The sequence below is a fragment of the Micromonospora sp. PLK6-60 genome, assembly GCF_019890675.1.
GTDB lineage: Bacteria > Actinomycetota > Actinomycetes > Mycobacteriales > Micromonosporaceae > Micromonospora.
In genome coordinates this window covers 309413-327856 of record NZ_JAIOAA010000002.1, presented here as the reverse complement: position 1 = coordinate 327856, position 18444 = coordinate 309413, and the positions used below count along the sequence as shown (strand labels likewise).

The 18444-nt window shown below is 75.8% G+C and carries 15 protein-coding genes; 4 read left to right on the top strand and 11 right to left on the bottom strand.

What is annotated here, in order from left to right:
* Positions 1–8 precede the first annotated feature (8 nt).
* The 10 genes from K7640_RS04465 to K7640_RS04420 all read right to left on the bottom strand — a co-directional run bounded on the left by K7640_RS04465 (position 9) and on the right by K7640_RS04420 (position 10351).
* Positions 9–932 carry a sporulation protein gene (locus K7640_RS04465; RefSeq protein WP_222953395.1) on the bottom strand — a complete coding sequence of 308 codons (924 nt, stop codon included), beginning with the start codon at positions 930–932 and terminating at the stop codon, positions 9–11.
* A gap of 193 nt (positions 933–1125) precedes the next feature.
* Entirely contained in the window at positions 1126–2190 is a 1065-nt protein-coding gene (locus K7640_RS04460; RefSeq protein WP_222953394.1) for a hemolysin family protein, read from the bottom strand.
* Complete coding sequence (locus K7640_RS04455; protein WP_222953393.1) at positions 2187–3530, bottom strand: hemolysin family protein; 1344 nt, start codon at positions 3528–3530, stop codon at positions 2187–2189. Before K7640_RS04455 ends, K7640_RS04460 begins: the two co-directional genes overlap by 4 nt.
* Positions 3531–3690: 160 nt before the next feature.
* Complete coding sequence (mnhG, locus tag K7640_RS04450) at positions 3691–4041, bottom strand: monovalent cation/H(+) antiporter subunit G (protein ID WP_222953720.1); 351 nt, start codon at positions 4039–4041, stop codon at positions 3691–3693.
* A gap of 47 nt (positions 4042–4088) precedes the next feature.
* Positions 4089–4352, bottom strand: coding sequence for a monovalent cation/H+ antiporter complex subunit F (locus tag K7640_RS04445; RefSeq protein WP_222953392.1), 264 nt, complete (start codon positions 4350–4352; stop codon positions 4089–4091).
* Entirely contained in the window at positions 4349–4921 is a 573-nt protein-coding gene (locus tag K7640_RS04440) for a Na+/H+ antiporter subunit E (RefSeq protein ID WP_222953391.1), read from the bottom strand. Before K7640_RS04440 ends, K7640_RS04445 begins: the two co-directional genes overlap by 4 nt.
* Positions 4918–6423, bottom strand: coding sequence for a Na+/H+ antiporter subunit D (locus K7640_RS04435; protein ID WP_222953390.1), 1506 nt, complete (start codon positions 6421–6423; stop codon positions 4918–4920). Before K7640_RS04435 ends, K7640_RS04440 begins: the two co-directional genes overlap by 4 nt.
* A complete protein-coding gene (locus K7640_RS04430; protein WP_308042454.1) occupies positions 6420–6899 on the bottom strand; it encodes a Na(+)/H(+) antiporter subunit C in 480 nt (159 codons plus the stop codon). The genes K7640_RS04435 and K7640_RS04430 overlap by 4 nt, the downstream gene beginning before the upstream one ends.
* Positions 6896–9727 (bottom strand): Na+/H+ antiporter subunit A, encoded by a 2832-nt coding sequence (locus tag K7640_RS04425; protein WP_222953389.1) that lies wholly within the window; start codon positions 9725–9727, stop codon positions 6896–6898. The genes K7640_RS04430 and K7640_RS04425 overlap by 4 nt, the downstream gene beginning before the upstream one ends.
* 246 nt (positions 9728–9973) lie before the next feature.
* Positions 9974–10351 (bottom strand): hypothetical protein, encoded by a 378-nt coding sequence (locus K7640_RS04420; RefSeq protein WP_222953388.1) that lies wholly within the window; start codon positions 10349–10351, stop codon positions 9974–9976.
* A gap of 534 nt (positions 10352–10885) precedes the next feature.
* Here K7640_RS04420 and K7640_RS04415 point away from each other — a divergent pair.
* A complete protein-coding gene (locus K7640_RS04415) occupies positions 10886–15523 on the top strand; it encodes an ATP-dependent helicase (RefSeq protein ID WP_308042453.1) in 4638 nt (1545 codons plus the stop codon).
* A 91-nt stretch (positions 15524–15614) separates the two neighbouring features.
* Here the strand turns inward: K7640_RS04415 and K7640_RS04410 are convergent, their stop codons facing one another.
* Positions 15615–16190, bottom strand: a complete 576-nt coding sequence (locus tag K7640_RS04410) for a hypothetical protein (RefSeq protein ID WP_222953386.1) — start codon at positions 16188–16190, stop codon at positions 15615–15617.
* Positions 16191–16290: 100 nt separating this feature from the next.
* On the opposite strand from K7640_RS04410, the gene K7640_RS04405 reads away from it, so the two are divergent.
* The 3 genes from K7640_RS04405 (at position 16291) to K7640_RS04395 (ending at position 18215) form a co-directional block, all read left to right on the top strand.
* A complete protein-coding gene (locus K7640_RS04405; protein ID WP_222953385.1) occupies positions 16291–17079 on the top strand; it encodes an S-adenosyl-l-methionine hydroxide adenosyltransferase family protein in 789 nt (262 codons plus the stop codon).
* 73 nt (positions 17080–17152) lie between these two features.
* On the top strand, positions 17153–17395 hold the full coding sequence (locus K7640_RS30710; protein ID WP_222953384.1) for a CPCC family cysteine-rich protein: 243 nt from the start codon (positions 17153–17155) through the stop codon (positions 17393–17395).
* A gap of 19 nt (positions 17396–17414) precedes the next feature.
* Positions 17415–18215 carry a DNA-formamidopyrimidine glycosylase family protein gene (locus K7640_RS04395; protein ID WP_222953383.1) on the top strand — a complete coding sequence of 267 codons (801 nt, stop codon included), beginning with the start codon at positions 17415–17417 and terminating at the stop codon, positions 18213–18215.
* Positions 18216–18444: the final 229 nt, after the last annotated feature.

The following is an 18444-nucleotide window of genomic DNA, read 5'->3' as shown; positions in this document are numbered from 1 at the left end:
CGGGCGGCTCAGGTCCCGTCGCCGCCCCCGCCGCCGACACCACCGCTGCCGGCGGTGCCGCCCAGTCCGAAGCCGGGCCGGACCGGCTCGTCCGGAGGGCGGCTGACGTGCGCGGACTCGGTGATCCGGGCGGACCAGTCGGTGTGCGCGGCGGCCGCCGCGTGCCGGTTGACCGCGGCGCGCAGCCACCCGTCCAGTACGGCCACCCAGTCCCGCTGGTCGGCCCCGGTGTGCCACACCCGGAACCGGCTGACGCTCTGGTGGGTGATCCCGGCGAGCGAGAGCCGACGGTCCAGCCAGAGGATCACCTCCAGGCCGGCCGAGTTCGCCACGAAGATCACCTCCAGTTCGGTGATCGGCCCGGCGTAGAGCGGCGCCACCCAGAAGCCGAGCCGCTCGTGCACCGGCAGGGTCTGCTCCACCCCGGGCAGCCGGCCCCGTTGGAGGCCGGCCTGACGCATGACGAACCCGAGGGTGTCCAGCGCCGCCAGGATGTGCTGCTGGACGGGGAGCGGATGGACGAAGACCGGCACCATCGCGCCCTGCTCGAAGTCCGGGTCGACCCGGACCGCCGTCCGCAGGCCCAGCCGCAGGCTCATCAGCGGCACCCCGCCGAAGATGGTCACCGGGGTCTCCCACGGCAGCGGCAGCGCGAAGTCCACCGCCCGCCGCCGCCCGGCCGGCACCACGAACCGGCCGCCGATCGGCACCTCGAGGAACTGCGCCAGCCGCTTCGGCGCGTCCGGGTCCTCCGGTTCGACCTGGGCGACCAGGCCGAGTCGCAGGTCGCGTACCGGGACGTCGTCGCGGCCGGCGGCGAGGGTCACCCGCCCCGGCAGGCGCAGGCCGGGCCGGGTGCTCGGGTTGGCCACGGTGGTGTGCACCGTCAGCCCGGTCCAGCCGGACTCCCGGGCCACCCCGGTCAGCCGCATCCGCTCCCCCGTCCCCCGCCGGTCACCGGCCGCTTTCCCGGCCCGACCCGTTCCGAACCCGGGCGAACCAGCGGGACCGGCGCTGCCGCCCAGCGGGACCGGCGCCCGCACGGCCCACCGCGGGCCGGGAGCCACCGCGGAAACGGCGCTGCCGCACCGGGTGGCCGGTGCGGCAGCGTGGGTGGGACGGGGATCAGGCCAGCCGGCGGCCGCGCGGCACCGGGTCGGTCTCGTCGTCGAACTCGCCGATGACCTCCTCCAGCAGGTCCTCCAGGGCGACGAAGCCGATCGGCCGGGTCGGGCCGCCACCGTTGCGCACCAGCGCGAGCTGGGACTGTCGGGCCCGCATCGCGGCCACCGCCTCGGTCACCGAGGCGGTCGCCGGCAGCGTGAACGACGGGGTCATCAGCTCCCCCGCGGTGGCCACCCGACCGGTGGTCACCGCCCGGACCGCCTCCCGTACGTGCACCAGGCCGCAGACCTCGCCGCCCGGGTCCACCACGGCCAGCCGGGACCGGCCGCTCTCCCGGGACACGTGCTCGATCCGCTCGGCCGGCTCGTGCCGGCCCACCGTGACGATCCGGTCGAACGGCTCCATCACGTCGGCCACCGTGGTGGCCTGCAACTGCAGCATGCTGGTCAGCATCTGGTGCTGCTCGGCCTCCAGCAGGCCGTGCTCGCGGGACTGCTCCAGCAGGATGCGCAGCTCGCTCGGGCCGTGCACCTGGGCGAGCTGGTCCTGCTGCTGCACGCCGACCAGCCGCAGGATGGCGTTGGCCAGCCCGTTGAGCAGCGACAGCACCGGCCGGGCGACCCGGGCGAAGGCCCGGAACGGCAGCGCCAGCAGCGTCGCCGAGCGTTCCGCGTCGGTGATCGCCCACGACTTCGGGGCCATCTCACCGACCACCAGGTGCAGGAAGGTGACCAGGCCCAGCGCGAACACCAGCGCCACCACGTGGCTGGCCGCGGCGGGCAGCCCCACCGCGTGCAGCAGCGGGCTGAGCAGGTGCTCGATCGCCGGTTCGGCGAGCGCACCCAGGCCCAGCGTGCACAGGGTGATGCCGAGCTGCGCGCCGGCCAGCATCAGGGACAGCTCGCGTACGCCGTCCAGCGCGGCCTTCGCCGCGCGCCCGCCACCGGCCGCGGCCTGTTCCAGGCGGTAGCGCTTCGAGGCGACCAGGGCGAACTCGGCGGCCACGAAGAACCCGTTGAGGGCGAGCAGCAGGATCGAGACCAGCAGGGCGATTCCGGGGCTCACGCGGTCACCTCCCCGCCGGTGGCCCGCAGCCGCACCGAGTCGGCCACGTGCCGGTCCACCGCCAGCACCTCCACCAGCACCTTCGGCTGCCGCCGCTCCTCGCCGTCGGGCGTCAGCTCGATCTCCAGCAGGTCACCCACCTCGGGCACCCGGCCCAGCTCGCGCATCACCAGCCCGGAGAGGGTGTCGTACTCGGGGGCCTCGGGCAGCGCGATGCCGGTGCTGTCCGCGACCTCGTCGATCCGCCAGCGGGCCGGCACCACCCAGGAGCCGTCGTCCTGCCGGGCCGGGGCCCGCTCCGGCGGGTCGTCCTCGTCCCGGATCGGGCCGACCAGTTCCTCGGCGATGTCCTCCAGGGTGATCACCCCGGCGAACCCGCCGTACTCGTCGACCACGCAGGCGAGCTGCCGGTGCCCGGAGCGGAGCCGGTCCAGCACCGTGGGCAGCGGCAGGGTCTCCGGCACCAGCAGCGGCGGTACGGCCACCGCGCTGACCGGGGTGGTCGCCCGCCGGGCCGGCGGCACCCCGAGCACGTCGGCGATGCCGACGACGCCGACCAGGTCGTCGACGCCCTCGGCGCCGCGCACGGGGAAGCGGGAGTGGCCGGTGTCGAGCATCTCCACCACCCGGCTGACCGGATCGTGCGCCCGTACGGTGTGCACGTCGACCCGGGGCACCATGGCCTCCCCGGCGGTCAGCTGCCGGAAGTCCAGCCCCCGGTCGAGCAGGTCGGACATCTCGGCGTCGAGGTGCCCCTCCTCCCGGGACTCGGCGATGATCTGCTCGAGGTCCTCCGGGGTGGCGCCGCTGGGCAGCTCCTCGATCGGCTCGATGCCGACCCGGCGCAGCAGCCGCACCGCCGCCCGGTCGAACAGCTTGATCAGCGGACCGGCGACCTTCAGGTAGATCAGGGTGGAGCTGGCCAGCGCCCGGGCCAGCGGCTCGGCGCGGGCGATGGCCAGGTTCTTGGGGGCCAGCTCGCCGAGGACCATCTGCACCACGGTGGCGATGAGCAGGGCCAGCGCCACCGACAGCGGCAGGCTGACCGCGGTGGAGACGCCGGCGCCGCCGAGCAGCTCGGCGAGCCCCGCGCCCAGGTACGGCTGGGCGGCGTAACCGACCAGCAGGGCGGTCACGGTGATGCCGAGCTGGGCGCCGGAGAGCATGAAGGAGAGCCGACCGGTGACCTGGAGGGCCCGGGCGGCCTTCTCGTCACCCCCGTCGGCCAGCTGTTGGAGCTTGCCGCGGTCCACCGCGACGTAGCCGAACTCCTGGGCCACGAAGTAGCCCGTGGCGGCGGTGAGGACGATGATGAGGACAAGACCGACGACGATCAACACGGGACGCTCAGGGCTCCCGGGGTCGTCGGGCGGAGGGGATGCCGGGTACGACCCGGCCGGCTACTGCTGCCCTCCTGGGCAGAAGAGTCGATCATCCGGCAATTCTACCGGCGCTGGCTTGACGTCCGCTGAAGGTGGGGGCAACGCACCCGTCGTCCGGTTACCGGCCGGCCCGCGGCGGCTGGTTGCCGGCGAGTTCGTCGGTGTCCAGCAGGGTGCGGTCCACCCGGCCGGACCGGTACGCGGCCCGGCCGATCATCTGGGCCGCCACCGGGGCGGTGGCGAGCTGGAAGACGGCGACCAGGGCGATCATCCCCAGGTCCATCGGGCCGCGCAGCCGCAGCGCCAGCCCGAGCAGCAGGAGCAGCACCCCCAGCACCTGGGGTTTGGTGGCGGCGTGCATCCGGTCCAGCACGTCCGGGAAGCGCAGCACCCCGATCCCGGCGGCCAGGCTGAGCAGCGCGCCGGCCAGCAACGCGACCGCGCCCAGCACGTCGGCGACGGTGCTCAGGGTGCTGCCTCCGGCCGCGACCGTGCCCAGGGCGGCGGCGACGGCCCTCACGCCTCCTCCCGGGCGGCGAAGCGGACCAGGGCCACCGAGCCGACGAACCCGAGCAGCGAGAGCACCACCAGCACCGGCAGGGTGGTGGCGTGCCCGGTCACCGCCGCCTCCGCGCCGACCGCGCCGAGCATGGTGGCCAGCAGCAGGTCGGCGGCGATCACCCGGTCCAGCAGGGACGGGCCGCGGTACATCCGGGCCAGGGCGAGCAGCGCGGTGACTGACAGCAGCACGGTCAGCGCGACGGCCAGGACGACGGTCACGGGACACCTCCGGTCGAGCGTGGGTCGGCGAGCTGGCGTACCTCGGCGGCGGAGCCGACCGCCCGGACGATCCGCTCCTCGACGCCGAGGACGCGGTCCCGGGAGCCGGTCAGGTCCGCCGGCCCGCGCACGTCGAGTACGTGCACGTAGAGCACGCCGGCGTCCCGGTCCACCTCCACGATCAGGGTGCCCGGGACCAGCGAGAGCAGTTCGGCGGTGAGCGCCAGGTTCAGGTCGGTGCGCACCCGCAGCCGGACCCCGATGATCGCGCCGCGCGGCCGGTAGCCGGGGCGTACGGCGATCGCGGCGACGTGCACGCTGGCGGCGACCAGCTCGACGACGAAGGTCCCGGCCAGCACCAGCAGCCCGCGGGGGCGCAGCCGGCCGCCGAAGGAGACCGGCGGCAGCGGAAAGAACAGCAGCACCGCCCCGCCCACCAGCACCCCGCCCACCAGGTTGCCGAGGGAGAACCGGCCCCAGAGCAGGTTCCACACCAGCACCAGCCAGCCGAGCGCGATCAGCTTGTCCCGGCGGCGGCCGTACCGGCGGGCGGTGGCGGGGCCGGTCACGGCGGGCCCCCGGGCAGCACGGCGCGCACGTACGGGGTGCGCTCGCGCAGGTCGATCGCGGCGTCGGCGGTGACCCGGAACAGCGGTGCGGCCACCACGGTCAGCGCCAGGCCGAGCACCACCAGGGCGGCGGTGGCGCCGACCATCAGGGCGGGCAGCCGGGTCACCGGCTGGGCGGTGCCCGGCTGCGGCGCCCGCCAGAACGCGATGTTCCACACCCGGGAGGCGGCGTAGAGGGTGAGCAGGCTGGTCACCGTCCCCGCTGCCACCAGCACCCAGGCCAGCGGGCCGCCGGCGGCCACTCCGGCCTGGAGCAGGCCCACCTTGCCCAGGAAGCCGGAGAACGGCGGGATGCCGGCCAGGTTCATCGCCGGCACGAAGAAGAGCACCGCCAGCAGCGGGGCGACCCGGGCCAGCCCGCCGAGCCGGCGCAGGTCGGTGCTGCCGGCCCGCTCCTCGACCAGGCCGGCGACGAGGAAGAGGGTGGTCTGGATGGTGATGTGGTGCACCACGTAGAAGATCGCGCCGGAGAGCGCGGCGGTGGTGCTCAACGCCACCCCGAAGATCATGTAGCCGATGTGGCTGACCAGGGTGAACGAGAAGAGCCGCTTCAGGTCCGACTGCGCCACCGCGCCGAGCACCCCGACCAGCATGGTCAGCGCGGCCACCACCATCAGCAGGCCGCCGACCGCGCCGCCGGGGAAGAGCAGCGTCTCGGTCCGGATGATCGCGTAGACGCCGACCTTGGTGAGCAGGCCGGCGAAGACGGCGGTCACCGGCGCGGGGGCCGTCGGATAGCTGTCCGGCAACCAGGCGGAGAGCGGGAAGACCGCCGCCTTGATGCCGAAGGCCAGCAGCAGCATCAGCTGCAACCCGAGGCGTACGCCGTCCGGCAGCGCGTCCAGCCGGGTGGCGAGCTGGGCCATGTTGAGGGTGCCGGTGGCCGCGTACACCAGGCCGACGCCGGCCAGGAAGATCATCGAGGAGAGCACGCTGACCACGACGTACGTGCTGCCGGTGCGGATCCGGGTCGCGGTGCCGCCCAGCGTGATCAGCACGAAGCTCGCCGCCAGCAGGATCTCGAAGCCGACGAAGAGGTTGAACAGGTCGCCGGCGAGGAACGCGTTCGTGATGCCGGCGGTCAGCACCAGGTAGGTCGGGTGGAAGATGCTCACCGGCGCGGACTCGCCGGTCTCGCTGCGGCCCTGCCCGATGGAATAGAGCAGCACGCACAGCGTCACCGCCGAGGAGACCAGCACCATCAGCGCCGCCAGCTGGTCGGCGACCAGCACGATCCCCACCGGCGCCGGCCAGCCGCCGATCTGCGTCACCACCGGCCCCACCCGGTACGCCCGCACCAGCAGCAGCGACGCGACCACCAGGTTGGTGCCCAGCGCCACCACGCTGACCGTCCGCTGCGCCAGCGGCCAGCGCGGCAGCAGCAGCGTCAGCGCGGCGCCGAGCAGCGGCACCACCACCGGCAGCGGCAGCAGCTCGTTCACTGCTCGTCCGCCCGCCGCAGCCGGCGCCGGGCCGGCCCGGGGTCGACCTGCTCCGGGTCGTCGCCGGGGCCCTCGCCGCCGAGGTCGGCGTTGGTCACCTCGTTGTGCTCGGCGAGCCGCACGACCTGCCGGTCCTCCAGGTCGTCCTGCACCTCGTCGTCGCCGGTGAGATACCAGCTCCGGTAGGCGATCGCGGCGAGGAAGGCGGTCAGCCCGAAGGTGATCACGATGGCGGTGAGCACCATCGCCTGCGGCAGCGGGTCGCTCATCGAGCCCGGCCGGGCGCCGTCCACCAGCGGCGCCGTCCCCGACCGGCCGCCGACCAGGATCAGCAGGTTCACCCCGTTGCCGAGCAGCACCACGCCGAGCAGGATCCGGGTCAGGCTGCGCTCCAGCAGCAGCGTCACCCCGGTGGCGGCCAGCACCCCGACGACGAGCACCAGCACCAGGTTGAGGCCGGGGCCGCTGTGCGTCACGTCGGCCCTCCCTCCCGGTCGACCACCAGTCCCCGCTCCGCCTTGCCGGCGGCCTCGACGTGCCGGTCCACCTCGGCGCCGAGGCTGCGCAGGATGTCCAGCATCAAGCCGACCACGATCAGGTAGACGCCGATGTCGAAGAAGACCGACGTCACCAGATAGGGCCCGCCCAGCCAGGGCAGCGGCAGGTCCACCTTGGTGCTCTGCAGCACCGAGCCGGTGGTCAGCAGGCCGACCACCCCGCTGCCGACGGACACGGCCAGTCCGACGCCGAGCACCGTGCCGGCGCCGACGGGCGCCGCCTCGGCCAGCTCGTACCGGCCGCCGGCCAGGTAGCGCAGGGCCAGCGCCAGGCTCGCCACCAGGCCGCCGGCGAAGCCGCCGCCCGGCGCGTTGTGCCCGGAGAAGAGCAGGAACAGCGAGAAGAGCACCACGGTGTGGAAGATCAGCCGGGTGACCACCTCGAACACGATGGAGCGGCGCCGCGCGTGCAGCGTCGCCCCGCCGCGCAGCCAGACCGTCCGGTGGTCGGTGCGCGGCCGGACCGGCTCGCGGCGCGGCCGGGGGCCGGTGCGCGAGCGCTCGAAGATCAGGCTGGCCACCCCGGTCGCCGTCACCACCAGCACCGAGAGCTCCCCCATGGTGTCCCAGGCGCGGATGTCGACGAGGACCACGTTCACCACGTTCCGCCCGTAGCCCTGGGCCACCGCGAGGCCGGGGAAGGCGGTGGAGATCGGCTCGGCGGTGCGGGCGGCGCCGGCCACCACCGCCAGGCCGGCCAGCACCACCCCGACCCCGACGCCGATCGCCCGGCGTACCCAGCGGCTGCGGCGCAGCGGCCGGGCCGAGAACCGCTCCGGCAGCCGGCGCAGCACCAGCACGAACACCGTGATGGTCGCCGTCTCCACCAGGAACTGGGTAAGCGCCAGGTCCGGCGCGCCGTACAGGACGAACATCATCGCGGTGCCGTAGCCGGTCACCCCGACCAGCAGCATCGCGGTCAGCCGCCGCCGGGCGCCCACCGCGAGCAGCGCCGCGACGACGACCACCACGCCGACCACCAGTTGCAGCGGGGTGTCCCAGGCGGCGATCCGGGCCCGCCACGGCGCCACGCTCAGCAACGCCCAGCCGGGCACCAGCACCAGGGCCAGCAGGATCACGCCCAGGTACTGCGGCAGGGCGCCCCGCTGGGTGGCGCCGGTGACCTCGATGGCCACCCGGTCGAAGCGGCGGGTGACCCACTCGTACCCCTGGTTGCCGCCCACCGGCGAGCGGAACCGGGCCAGCGCGGGGGCGAGCGGGCCGCGCACCCGGTGCAGCAGGTACCCGCCGGCGAGCGCCAGCGCGGAGAGCCCCAGCGCCGGCGTGAGGCCGTGCCAGAGCGCCAGCTTCTCGTGCGGGGCGCCGAACAGCTCCGCGTACGGGCGCAGCAGGCCGTCCAGCCCGGCGGCGGCGGGCCCGGCGACCAGTCCGGCCACCGCGAGCAGCGCCGGGGGCACCAGCAGCGGCGCCGCCGGGTGGCCGGCGTCGGCCTGCGGGACCCCCGGCCGGACGCCGAACGCCCCCCAGACGAACCGGATGCTGTACGCCACGGTGAGCACGGTGCCGGCGACCAGCCCGGCGAGGACCACCGGTTGGTCGGCGAGGGCGGTGAAGACCGCCTCCTTGGCGACGAAACCGAGCAGCGGCGGCACCCCGGCCATCGAGGCGGCGGCCAGCGTGCCGACGCCGGCCAGCAGCGGGGCGTGCCGGCCGAGACCGCTGAGTTCCCGCAGGTCGCGGGTGCCGACGTCGTGGTCGATGATGCCCACCACGAGAAAGAGCGCGGCCTTGAACAGGGCGTGCGCCAGCAGCATCGCCACCCCGGCGAGCGCCGCGTCGGCGGTGCCGGCGCCGATCACCACCGCCAGCAGGCCGAGCTGGCTGACCGTCCCGTACGCCAGCAGCAGCTTCAGGTCGCACTGGCGCAGCGCCGCCCAGCCACCGGCCAGCATGGTGACCAGGCCGAGGGTGAGCAGCACCGGCCGCCACCCGCCGGCGCCGGCCAGCACCGGCCCGAGCAGCCCGATCAGATAGACCCCGGCCTTGACCATGGCGGCGGCGTGCAGGTAAGCGCTGACCGGGGTGGGCGCCGCCATCGCCACCGGCAGCCAGGCGTTGAACGGCACGATCGCCGACTTGGCCAGCGCGCCGGTCAGGATCAGCAGCACCGCGACCACCAGCGGGGCGCCGCCGGGCAGCGGCGCGGCGGCGATCGCCGACCAGCGGTAGCTGCCGGCGTGCCCACCGAGGATCAGGAACCCGACAAGCATGGCCAGGCCGCCGAGGGTGGTGACGGTCAACGCCTGGGCGGCCGCCCACCGGCTGGACCGCCGTTCGGTGCTGTGCCCGATCAGCAGGTAGGAGAAGACGGTGGTGAGTTCCCAGAAGACGTAGAGCAGCAGCAGGTCGTCGGAGACGACCAGGCCGAACATCGCGCCAGCGAAGGCGACCAGCACCGCCACGAACCGGGCCAGCCCGACCGAGTCCCGGTCGAAGTACCGGCCACAGTAGACCAGCACCAGCGCGCCCACCCCGCCGACCAGCAGGACCATCAGCCAGGAGAGGGTGGTCATCCGCAGCGCCACCGCGAGGTGGAGCTGGCCGATCCACCCGTACGTCTCGACGACCGCGCCCCCGTCGCGGACCGCCGGGGTGCGGGTCACCGCCCAGCCGGCGGCGGCGGCCGGCACCAGCGCGAGGCAGTAGCAGGCCCGCGGCCCCCACCAGCGGACCAGCACCGGGGCGACGAGGGCCGCGAGCAGGTGGAGGAGCAGCAGTACGAGCACCCGTCCTCCCCCGTCGAGCCGGCGGCGCGCCGGGCGGGAAAGTCCGGCCACGAACGATCAGACGGGAATTCGCGTGCCGACGGGCGGTTTTCGCCAGATTGGCCACCGACCGGTTCCGGGCGCTGACTGGCCTCCGCCTGCTCGGGTCCACGCCGCGCCATGATCGTTGGCAGGTGAGCAGTACTGCTCTCGGCGTGTCGAGTGGCTCAGCAGCCGATGATCATCGCCGAGGCCGGCCGGCGCGGGTCAGCGCCGGGCGGTGTCGCCGGTGGAGAGCGCCGCCCCGCGGGTCGGGCGGACCTCGACGGCGAGGTCGGGCCGGTCGAGCTGGTGGGCCACCCGGTTCACCACCCGCTGGGCCGCGGCCAGCGAACGCACCGACAGCAGCCGGCCCCGGCTCTCCCGCCGCAGGACGAAGAAGTGCACGGCGGCCCGCACCTGGCCCCGGTCGGCGGCGCTGGCCTGCGCGGTGCCGACGACCAGCTCCTTGAGGCAGTCGGCGAGCCGCTCGGCCAGCTCCAGCTCGGCGCCGCGCAGGGTGGCGCGGAGCGCGGCGAGATGACCGTCGACCTTGCGGATGAGCACGTCGGTGCCGGGCGTGAAGCGAGCCTCCTCGACCGCCATCCGCATTCCTCCACCCGATGCCCCGTTGCGGAAGAAGTTACTTTATGTTGCGGGCGGCTAGCAAGCTGTTAAGTAAGACTTAACACATCAACCATCTTGATCTGGCATGTAAGGGCCCACAGTCGGACAGGTCGCTCGCGCGGACCGGTCGACTGTCGGACCGGCGGGGCAGGATGGAGGCGTGACGGATCAGGCAGGCGCCAACGACGGCCTCCCCGGCCGGGACGCCCCGACTGCGGCCCCGGCCGAGGGTCCGACCTTGGCCGAGGGCGCGACCCCCGCCGAGGGTCCGACCCTGGCCGAGGGCGCGACCCCCGCCGAGGGTCCGACCCTGGCCGAGGGCGCGACCCCCGCCGAGGGCGCGACCCCCGCCGAGGGTCCGACCGCGGTCGAGGGCGCGATGTGCGGCATGTGGGGCCTTCCGGTCTCGCCGATGGCGCGACGTGCCGCACGTCGGGGCCTCCCGCGTGCGGTGCGGGGTGCAGGGCCTTCCCCGCGCCGTTGGCGGCGGGCAGCGGCCCGGCGGGCGGGAGAGTGCCGTTGGCGGCGGGCGGCGGCCCGGCGGGCGGGAGCGCGGCGGTGACCACCGAGTTCGGCCCGGCGACCCGGGAGTGGTTCGCCGCGGCCTTCGCGGCGCCCACGCCCGCCCAGGTGGGCGCGTGGCAGGCGGTGGCCGCCGGGCGCAACGCGCTGGTGGTCGCGCCGACCGGCTCCGGCAAGACCCTCGCCGCCTTCCTCTGGTCGCTCGACCGGCTGGCCCAGGAGCCGCCGCCGGCCGACGCCCGGCGACGCTGCCGGGTGCTCTACGTCAGCCCGCTCAAGGCGCTCGCGGTCGATGTCGAGCGCAACCTGCGCGCCCCGCTGGCCGGCATCCGCCAGGCCGCCACCCGGCTCGGCATCGCCCCGCCCGGGATCACCGTCGGCATGCGCACCGGCGACACCCCGGCCGACGAGCGGCGGGCCTTCGCCCGCACCCCGCCGGACATCCTCATCACCACCCCCGAGTCGCTGTTCCTGCTGCTCACCTCCGCGGCACGGGACTCGCTGCGCGGGGTCGAGACGGTGATCGTGGACGAGGTGCACGCCGTCGCCGGCACGAAGCGCGGCGCCCACCTGGCGCTCTCCCTGGAACGCCTCGACGCGCTGCTGGAGCGGCCCGCCCAGCGGATCGGGCTGTCGGCCACGGTCCGCCCGATCGACGGCTGCGCCCGCTTCCTCGGCGGCGCCCGCCCGGTCGAGGTGGTCCAGCCGCCCAGCGACAAGACCATCGAGGTAAGCGTCCAGGTGCCGGTGGAGGACATGACCCGGCTGGACGAGCAGGACGAGCCCGAGGACGATCTCGGTGGTCCGGGCCCCCGGCGCGCCTCGATCTGGCCGGCCGTCGAGGAGCGGGTCCTCGCGCTGATCCGGTCCCACCGCTCGACGATCGTCTTCACCAACTCGCGGCGCAGCGCCGAGCGGCTCTGCGCCCGGCTCAACGAGCTGGCCGCCGAGGAGCTGAGCGCCGAGGAGCTGAGCGCCGACGAGCTGAGCGCCGACGGGCTGAGCGCCGACGAGCCGGGCCAGGTCGGGCCGCTGCGGGCCCCCCGCCCACCCGCCGAGGTGATGGCCCAGTCCGGTGCGGCGGCCGGCGCCGCGCCGGTGATCGCCCGGGCCCACCACGGCAGCGTCTCCCGCGAGGAGCGCAAGCACATCGAGGAGGCGCTCAAGTCCGGTCAGCTGCCGGCCGTGGTGGCCACCTCCAGCCTGGAGCTGGGCATCGACATGGGCGCGGTCGACCTGGTCGTGCAGATCGAGGCGCCGCCCAGCGTGGCCGCCGGGCTGCAACGCGTCGGCCGGGCCGGGCACCAGGTGGGCGCGGTCTCCCGTGGGGTGGTCTTCCCGAAGCACCGGGGCGACCTGCTCTCCTGCACCGTGGTGGCCGAGCGGATGGGGGCCGGCGCGATCGAGGAACTGCACTATCCGCGCAACCCGCTCGACGTACTCGCCCAGCAGATCGTGGCGATGGTGGCGCTCGAACCGTGGCGGGTCGGCGACCTGGCCGCGGTCGTCCGCCGGGCCGCGCCCTTCGCCGAGCTGCCCGACTCGGCGCTGCACGCGGTGCTGGACATGCTCTCCGGCCGTTACCCGTCCACCGCCTTCGCCGAGCTGCGTCCCCGGCTGGTCTGGGACCGGGCGGCCGACGTGCTCACCGGCCGGCCCGGCGCCCAGCGGCTCGCCGTGACCAGCGGCGGCACCATCCCCGACCGGGGGCTCTTCGGGGTCTTCCTGGCCGGCGCGGAGCGCGCCGCCCGGGTCGGCGAGCTGGACGAGGAGATGGTCTACGAGTCGCGGGTGGGCGACGTCTTCCTGCTCGGCTCGTCGTCCTGGCGGATCGAGGAGATCACCCCCGACCGGGTGCTGGTCTCCCCCGCCCCCGGCCAGGCCGCCCGGATGCCGTTCTGGAAGGGCGACCAGCTCGGCCGGCCGGTGGAGCTGGGCCGGGCGATCGGCGCCCGGGTCCGGGGGCTGCTGCGGCTGAGCGACGCCGACGCGGTCACCGCGCTGCGCGCCGGCGGGCTGGACGACTGGGCGGCCGGAAACCTGCTGGCCTACCTGCGGGAGCAGCAGGCCGCCACCCGGTCGCTGCCCGACGACCGGACGGTGGTGGTCGAGCGGTTCCGCGACGAGCTGGGCGACTGGCGACTCGCCGTGCACTCGGTGCTCGGCGCCCGGGTGAACGGCCCGTGGGCGCTCGCGATCGGCCGCCGGCTCGCCGAGCGGTACGGCGTGGACGCCCAGGTGATGCCCTCCGACGACGGCATCGTGGTCCGGCTCCCCGACACGGCCGACGAGCCGCCCGGCGCGGACGTGGTGGTCTTCGAGCCCGACGAGATCGCCCAGCTGGTCGAGGAGTCCGTCGGGACGTCCGCGCTGTTCGCCAGCCGGTTCCGGGAGTGCGCGGCCCGCTCGCTGCTGCTGCCCCGCCGCGACCCGCGCCGCCGCCAGCCGCTGTGGCAGCAACGCCAGCGCGCCGCCCAACTGCTCGACGTCGCCCGGGAGTACGCCGACTTCCCGGTCACCCTGGAGGCGGCCCGGGAATGCCTCCAGGACGTCTTCGACCAGCCCGCCCTGGCCGCGTTGATGCGTGACCTGGGCAGCCGCAAGGTGCGCCTGGTCGAGGTGGAGTCCGAACGCCCGTCGCCGTTCGCCCGCTCGCTGCTGTTCGGCTATGTCGGGGCGTTCCTCTACGAGGGGGACGCGCCGCTGGCCGAGCGCCGCGCCGCCGCGCTGGCCCTCGACTCGGCCCTGCTCGGTGAGCTGCTCGGCCGGGTCGACCTGCGCGAGCTGCTGGACCCGGCGGTGCTCGCCGAGACCGAACGGCAGTTGCGTTGGCGCACCGAGCAACGCCGGCCCCGCGACGCCGAGGACGTGGTCGAGCTGCTCCGGGTGGTCGGCGACCTGAGCGAGGCGGAGCTGGCCGAGCGGGGCGTACCGGTCGGGTGGCTGACCGAGCTGGCCGCGGCCCGCCGGGTGCTGCCGGTCCGGATCGCCGGCGAGGAGCGCTGGGTGGGCGTGGAGGACGCCGGCCGGCTGCGTGACGCGCTCGGTGCCGCCCTGCCGGTCGGGGTGGCCGAGGCGTACCTGACGCCGGTGGCCGACCCGCTCGGCGACCTGGTCGCCCGGTACGCCCGGACCCACGGCCCGTTCGCCGCGGCCAGCTGCGCCGCCCGGTTCGGGCTCGGGGTCTTCGTCGTCGAGCAGGCGCTGCGCCGGCTCGCGGCCACCGGGCGGGTGGTCTCCGGCGAGTTCGCCCCGGACAGCGTCGGCACCCAGTGGTGCGACGCCGAGGTGCTGAGGCTGCTGCGCCGCCGCTCGCTGGCCGCGCTGCGCCGGGAGATCGAGCCGGTGCCGCCGCGGGCGCTTGCCACGTTCCTGCCGCGCTGGCAGCAGGTCGGCTCGTCCGCCCGGGGCGTCGAGGCGGTCGCCGCCACCGTCGAGCAGTTGCAGGGCGTCGCGCTGCCCGCCTCCGCCCTGGAGCGCCTGGTGCTGCCCGCCCGGGTGGCCGACTACTCCCCCGCCCAGCTCGACGAGCTCTGCGCCGGCGGCGAGGTGGTCTGGGCCGGGTCCGGCGCGATCTCCGGCGGCGACGGGTGGGTCACCCTGGCGTACGCGGACACCGCGCCGCTGCTGCTCCCCCCGCCGGACGACGCGGCGGCCCGGACGCCGCTGCACGAGGCGGTCCTCGACGCGCTCGCCGACGGGCAGGCGCTCTTCTTCCGCTCGCTGGCCGACCGGGTCGGGTCCACCGACGACACCGCGCTGACCGCCGCGATCTGGGACCTGGTCTGGGCCGGTCAGCTCACCAACGACACCCTGGCGCCGCTGCGGGCGGCGCTCGGTGGTGGTGGCGCACACCGGTCCCGGCCGGCCGCCCCGCGCACCCGCTACCGCCGCCCCGGGCGGGTGGCGCTGCCCAGCCGGGGCGGCCCGCCGACCGTCGCCGGCCGCTGGTCCCGGCTGCCCGAGCGCGACCTCGACCCCACCCGCCGGGCCGCCGCGCTGGCCGACCTGCTGCTGGAGCGGCACGGCGTGGTGACCCGGGGCGCGGTCGTGGCCGAGCAGGTGACCGGCGGGTTCGCCGCGGTCTACCCGGTGCTGTCCGCGCTGGAGGAGCGCGGCGCGGCCCGCCGGGGCTACTTCGTCGAGGGCCTGGGGGCGGCCCAGTTCGCGGTGCCCGGGGCGGTGGACCGGCTCCGCGCCCTGGCCGACCCGGGTGAGGGTGTCCGGGGCCGGGGCGGGCCGACGCTGGTGCTGGCGGCCACCGACCCGGCGAACCCGTACGGCGCCGCGCTGCCCTGGCCGGAGCGGGTGGTCGACTCCGGCGACGGCGCCGCGCCGGCCACCGGGCACCGGGCCGGCCGCAAGGCCGGGGCGCTGGTCGTGCTGGTCGAGGGCGAGCTGGCGCTCTACGTCGAGCGGGGCGGGCGGACCCTGCTCTCCTTCACCGACGACCCGGACGCGCTCACCGCCGCCGGCAAGGCGCTCGCCGACGCGGTGCACTCCGGCGCCTTGGGCGCGATGTCGGTGGAGCGGGCCGACGGCGAGGCGGTGGGTTCCTCGCCGCTGCGCGACGCGCTGACCGCGGCCGGCTTCCGGGCCACCCCGCGCGGCCTGCGGCTGCGCGGCTGACCCCGCCGCGCCGGCCACAGCGGCGGGTGGCCGTGGCGCGGGGAGGACCGGTGCCGAGGCCGTGGCGCGGGGGCGACCGGCCGGTCGGGGCTCAGCCGAGTTTGGCGAGGACCGCGGCGTAGCGCTGCCGCTCGGCGGTGGGGGTGCGGGTGCCCAGGTAGTTCAGCACCACCGCGCCCGACCGGTGCGCGTCGCTGCCCCACATGTCGGTCTGGTTGGTCGCGGTCGCCTCGTCGGGGAAGACGTACACGGTGACGGCGTCGGTGGCGACCAGCTGGGCGCAGCCGATGCCCAGGCCGTCCGGCCCGCAGTCCCGGGTCCGGTCGCGGACGTTCGGCACGCTCAGGCCGGCCGCCCGGAACGCGTCGACGACGGCGCGTGCGGACGGCGTTTTCGCGGCCTTGGTGGGCATGGTGAACGGCGGGGTGGACGGGCTCTCGGTGGGCCGGCGCTGGGTGGGCGCAGCGTCCTTGGTGGACTTTGCCGTGGGCGCGGCGGCCGGGGCGGTCGGCGCGGGCGCGGCGGCCGCGCTGCTGGTCGGGGCCGGGGACCGGCCGTCCGCCCAGGAGCCGGTGTCGGGGTCCGCGGCGTCCTTCCCACAGGCGCTCAGGCCGAAGGCGAGCAGGACGGCGGCGGCGGTCGACATCATGCGAAGGCGTTTCGTCACTCCGGCAGTCTGCCCGAGCGGCCGCGCGGGCAGGCACCGGCCGGTCGGCCGATCGAGGGTGTCGATCCGTGGCGCCCCCGTCAACCGCTACCCTTCCGGCATGCCGCCGACCGGTTGGATCTCGCTGACCACCGACTACGGCCTGACCGACGGTTTCGTGGCGGCCTGCCACGGGGTGATCGCCCGCCTCGCGCCCGAGGTCCGGGTGCTCGACGTGACCCATCAGGTGCCTCCCGCCGACGTCCGCCGGGGCGCCGCGGTGCTCGCCCAGACCGTGCCGTACCTGCCGGCCGCGGTGCACGTCGCCGTGGTGGACCCGGGGGTGGGCACCGACCGCCGCGGCGTCGCCCTGGACACCCCGGGCGGCCTGCTGGTGGGTCCGGACAACGGCCTGCTGCTCGACGCGGCCACCGCCCTCGGCGGGATCACCGCCGCGGTGGAGCTGACCAACCCGGCGTGGCTGGCGCCGCTGGTGTCCCGGACCTTCCACGGCCGGGACGTGTTCGCCCCGGTCGCGGCCCGGCTGGCCCGGGGCGGGCGGCTGGCCGATGCCGGCCCGGCGGTGCCCGCCGAGCACCTGGTCCGGCTGCCCGACCCGGTGGTACGCCGTACCGGCGACGGTTTCACCGCCGAGGTGCTGACGGTGGACCACTTCGGCAACGTGCAGCTCGCCGCGCCGGCCGGGCTGCTGGCCGGGCTGCCCGGCTCGGTCCGGGTGGCGGGGCACGTCGCGGCGCACGGCGCGACGTTCGGCGACACCCCGGCCGGGGGCCTGGTGGTCTATGCCGACTCCGCCGGCCTGGTGGCGGTGGCGGTCAACGGCGGTCGGGCCGTCGACCTGCTGGCGGCCGGCCCCGGCGAGCTGCTCACCGTCACCGCCGACCGGTGACGTACCGGCCCGGTGCCGGGAACCGGGCCGTTCGCCGGCTGCTTCACGGCGTCCGGTGTGGAATGCTTCTCTGGTGGGTGAGCTCGAGGTTCCCGTCGCCTGTCCCTGCTGCGCCGCCCTGACCGGCGGCGGCACCTGCCCGGTCTGCTTCTGGACCGACGACGGGCAGGCCGAGGCCGACGCCGACGTGGTGCGCGGCGGCCCGAACGGCGACCTGAGCCTCGCCCACGCCCGGCTCAACTTCGCCGTCTACGGCGCCAGCCACCCCCGCTACCAGGACCTGGTCCGCCCGGCCCGCCCCGACGAACGCCCCTGACGAAGGGGACAATGGGCACGTGCCCGAAGGCGACACCGTCTGGAACACGGCCCGCGTGCTGCACCGCGCGCTGGCCGGCGCCACCCTGACCGGCTCGGACTTCCGGGTGCCGCAGCTGGCGACGACCGACCTGACCGGCTGGACGGTCCGCGAGTCGGCGAGCCGGGGCAAGCACCTGCTGCTCCGGCTCAGCGCCCCGGACGGCGACCGCCGCACCCTCCACTCCCACCTGCGGATGGACGGCGCCTGGCGGGCGTACGCCCCGGGCGAGCGTTGGACGGGCCGGCCGGCGCACCTGATCCGGGTGGTGCTGCGCAGCCCCGGCGCGGTGGCGGTCGGCTACCACCTGCACGAGCTGGCCCTGGTGCCGACTGCGGAGGAGGAGTCCCTGGTCGGGCACCTCGGGCCGGATCTGCTCGGCCCGGACTGGGACCCGGACGAGGCGGTCCGCCGGCTCGCCGCCCAGCCCGCGGCGACCGTCGCCGACGCCCTGCTGGACCAGCGCAACCTGGCCGGGGTGGGCAACCTCTACAAGTGCGAGGTGCTCTTCCTGCGCGGGGTCTCCCCGTGGACGCCGGTCGGCGACGTGCCGGACCTGCCGGGCACGGTGGCCCTGGCGCAGCGGCTGCTGGCGGCCAACCGGGGCCGGTGGACGCAGAGCACCACCGGCTCGCTGCACCGCGGGGCGACCAGCTACGTCTACGGCCGGCGGGCGCAGCCCTGCCGGCGGTGCGGCACCGCGATCCGCAAGGCGGAGCTCGGCGAGCGGGTCACCTACTGGTGTCCGGCCTGCCAGCCCGGTCCGCAGCCGGCGGGCTGAGCGGGCCCCGCTGTTCGGCGCGGCGCCGGCCCGCTGCGGCCTTCGGCCCCGCCCTGAAGCGGTGCGCGGCCGGCACGACCTGGGGCGACCCTTGCCCCGGCGCGCAACCCGGCGGTGCTCGGCAGGGCCGAGGGTCGGCCTTTCCTGCCGCACGCCCCCGACGGCGGTCGGTGGGCACAACCGAGGGCGAACCCCGCCTGCCGCACACCCCCGACGGCGCCCGGTCGAC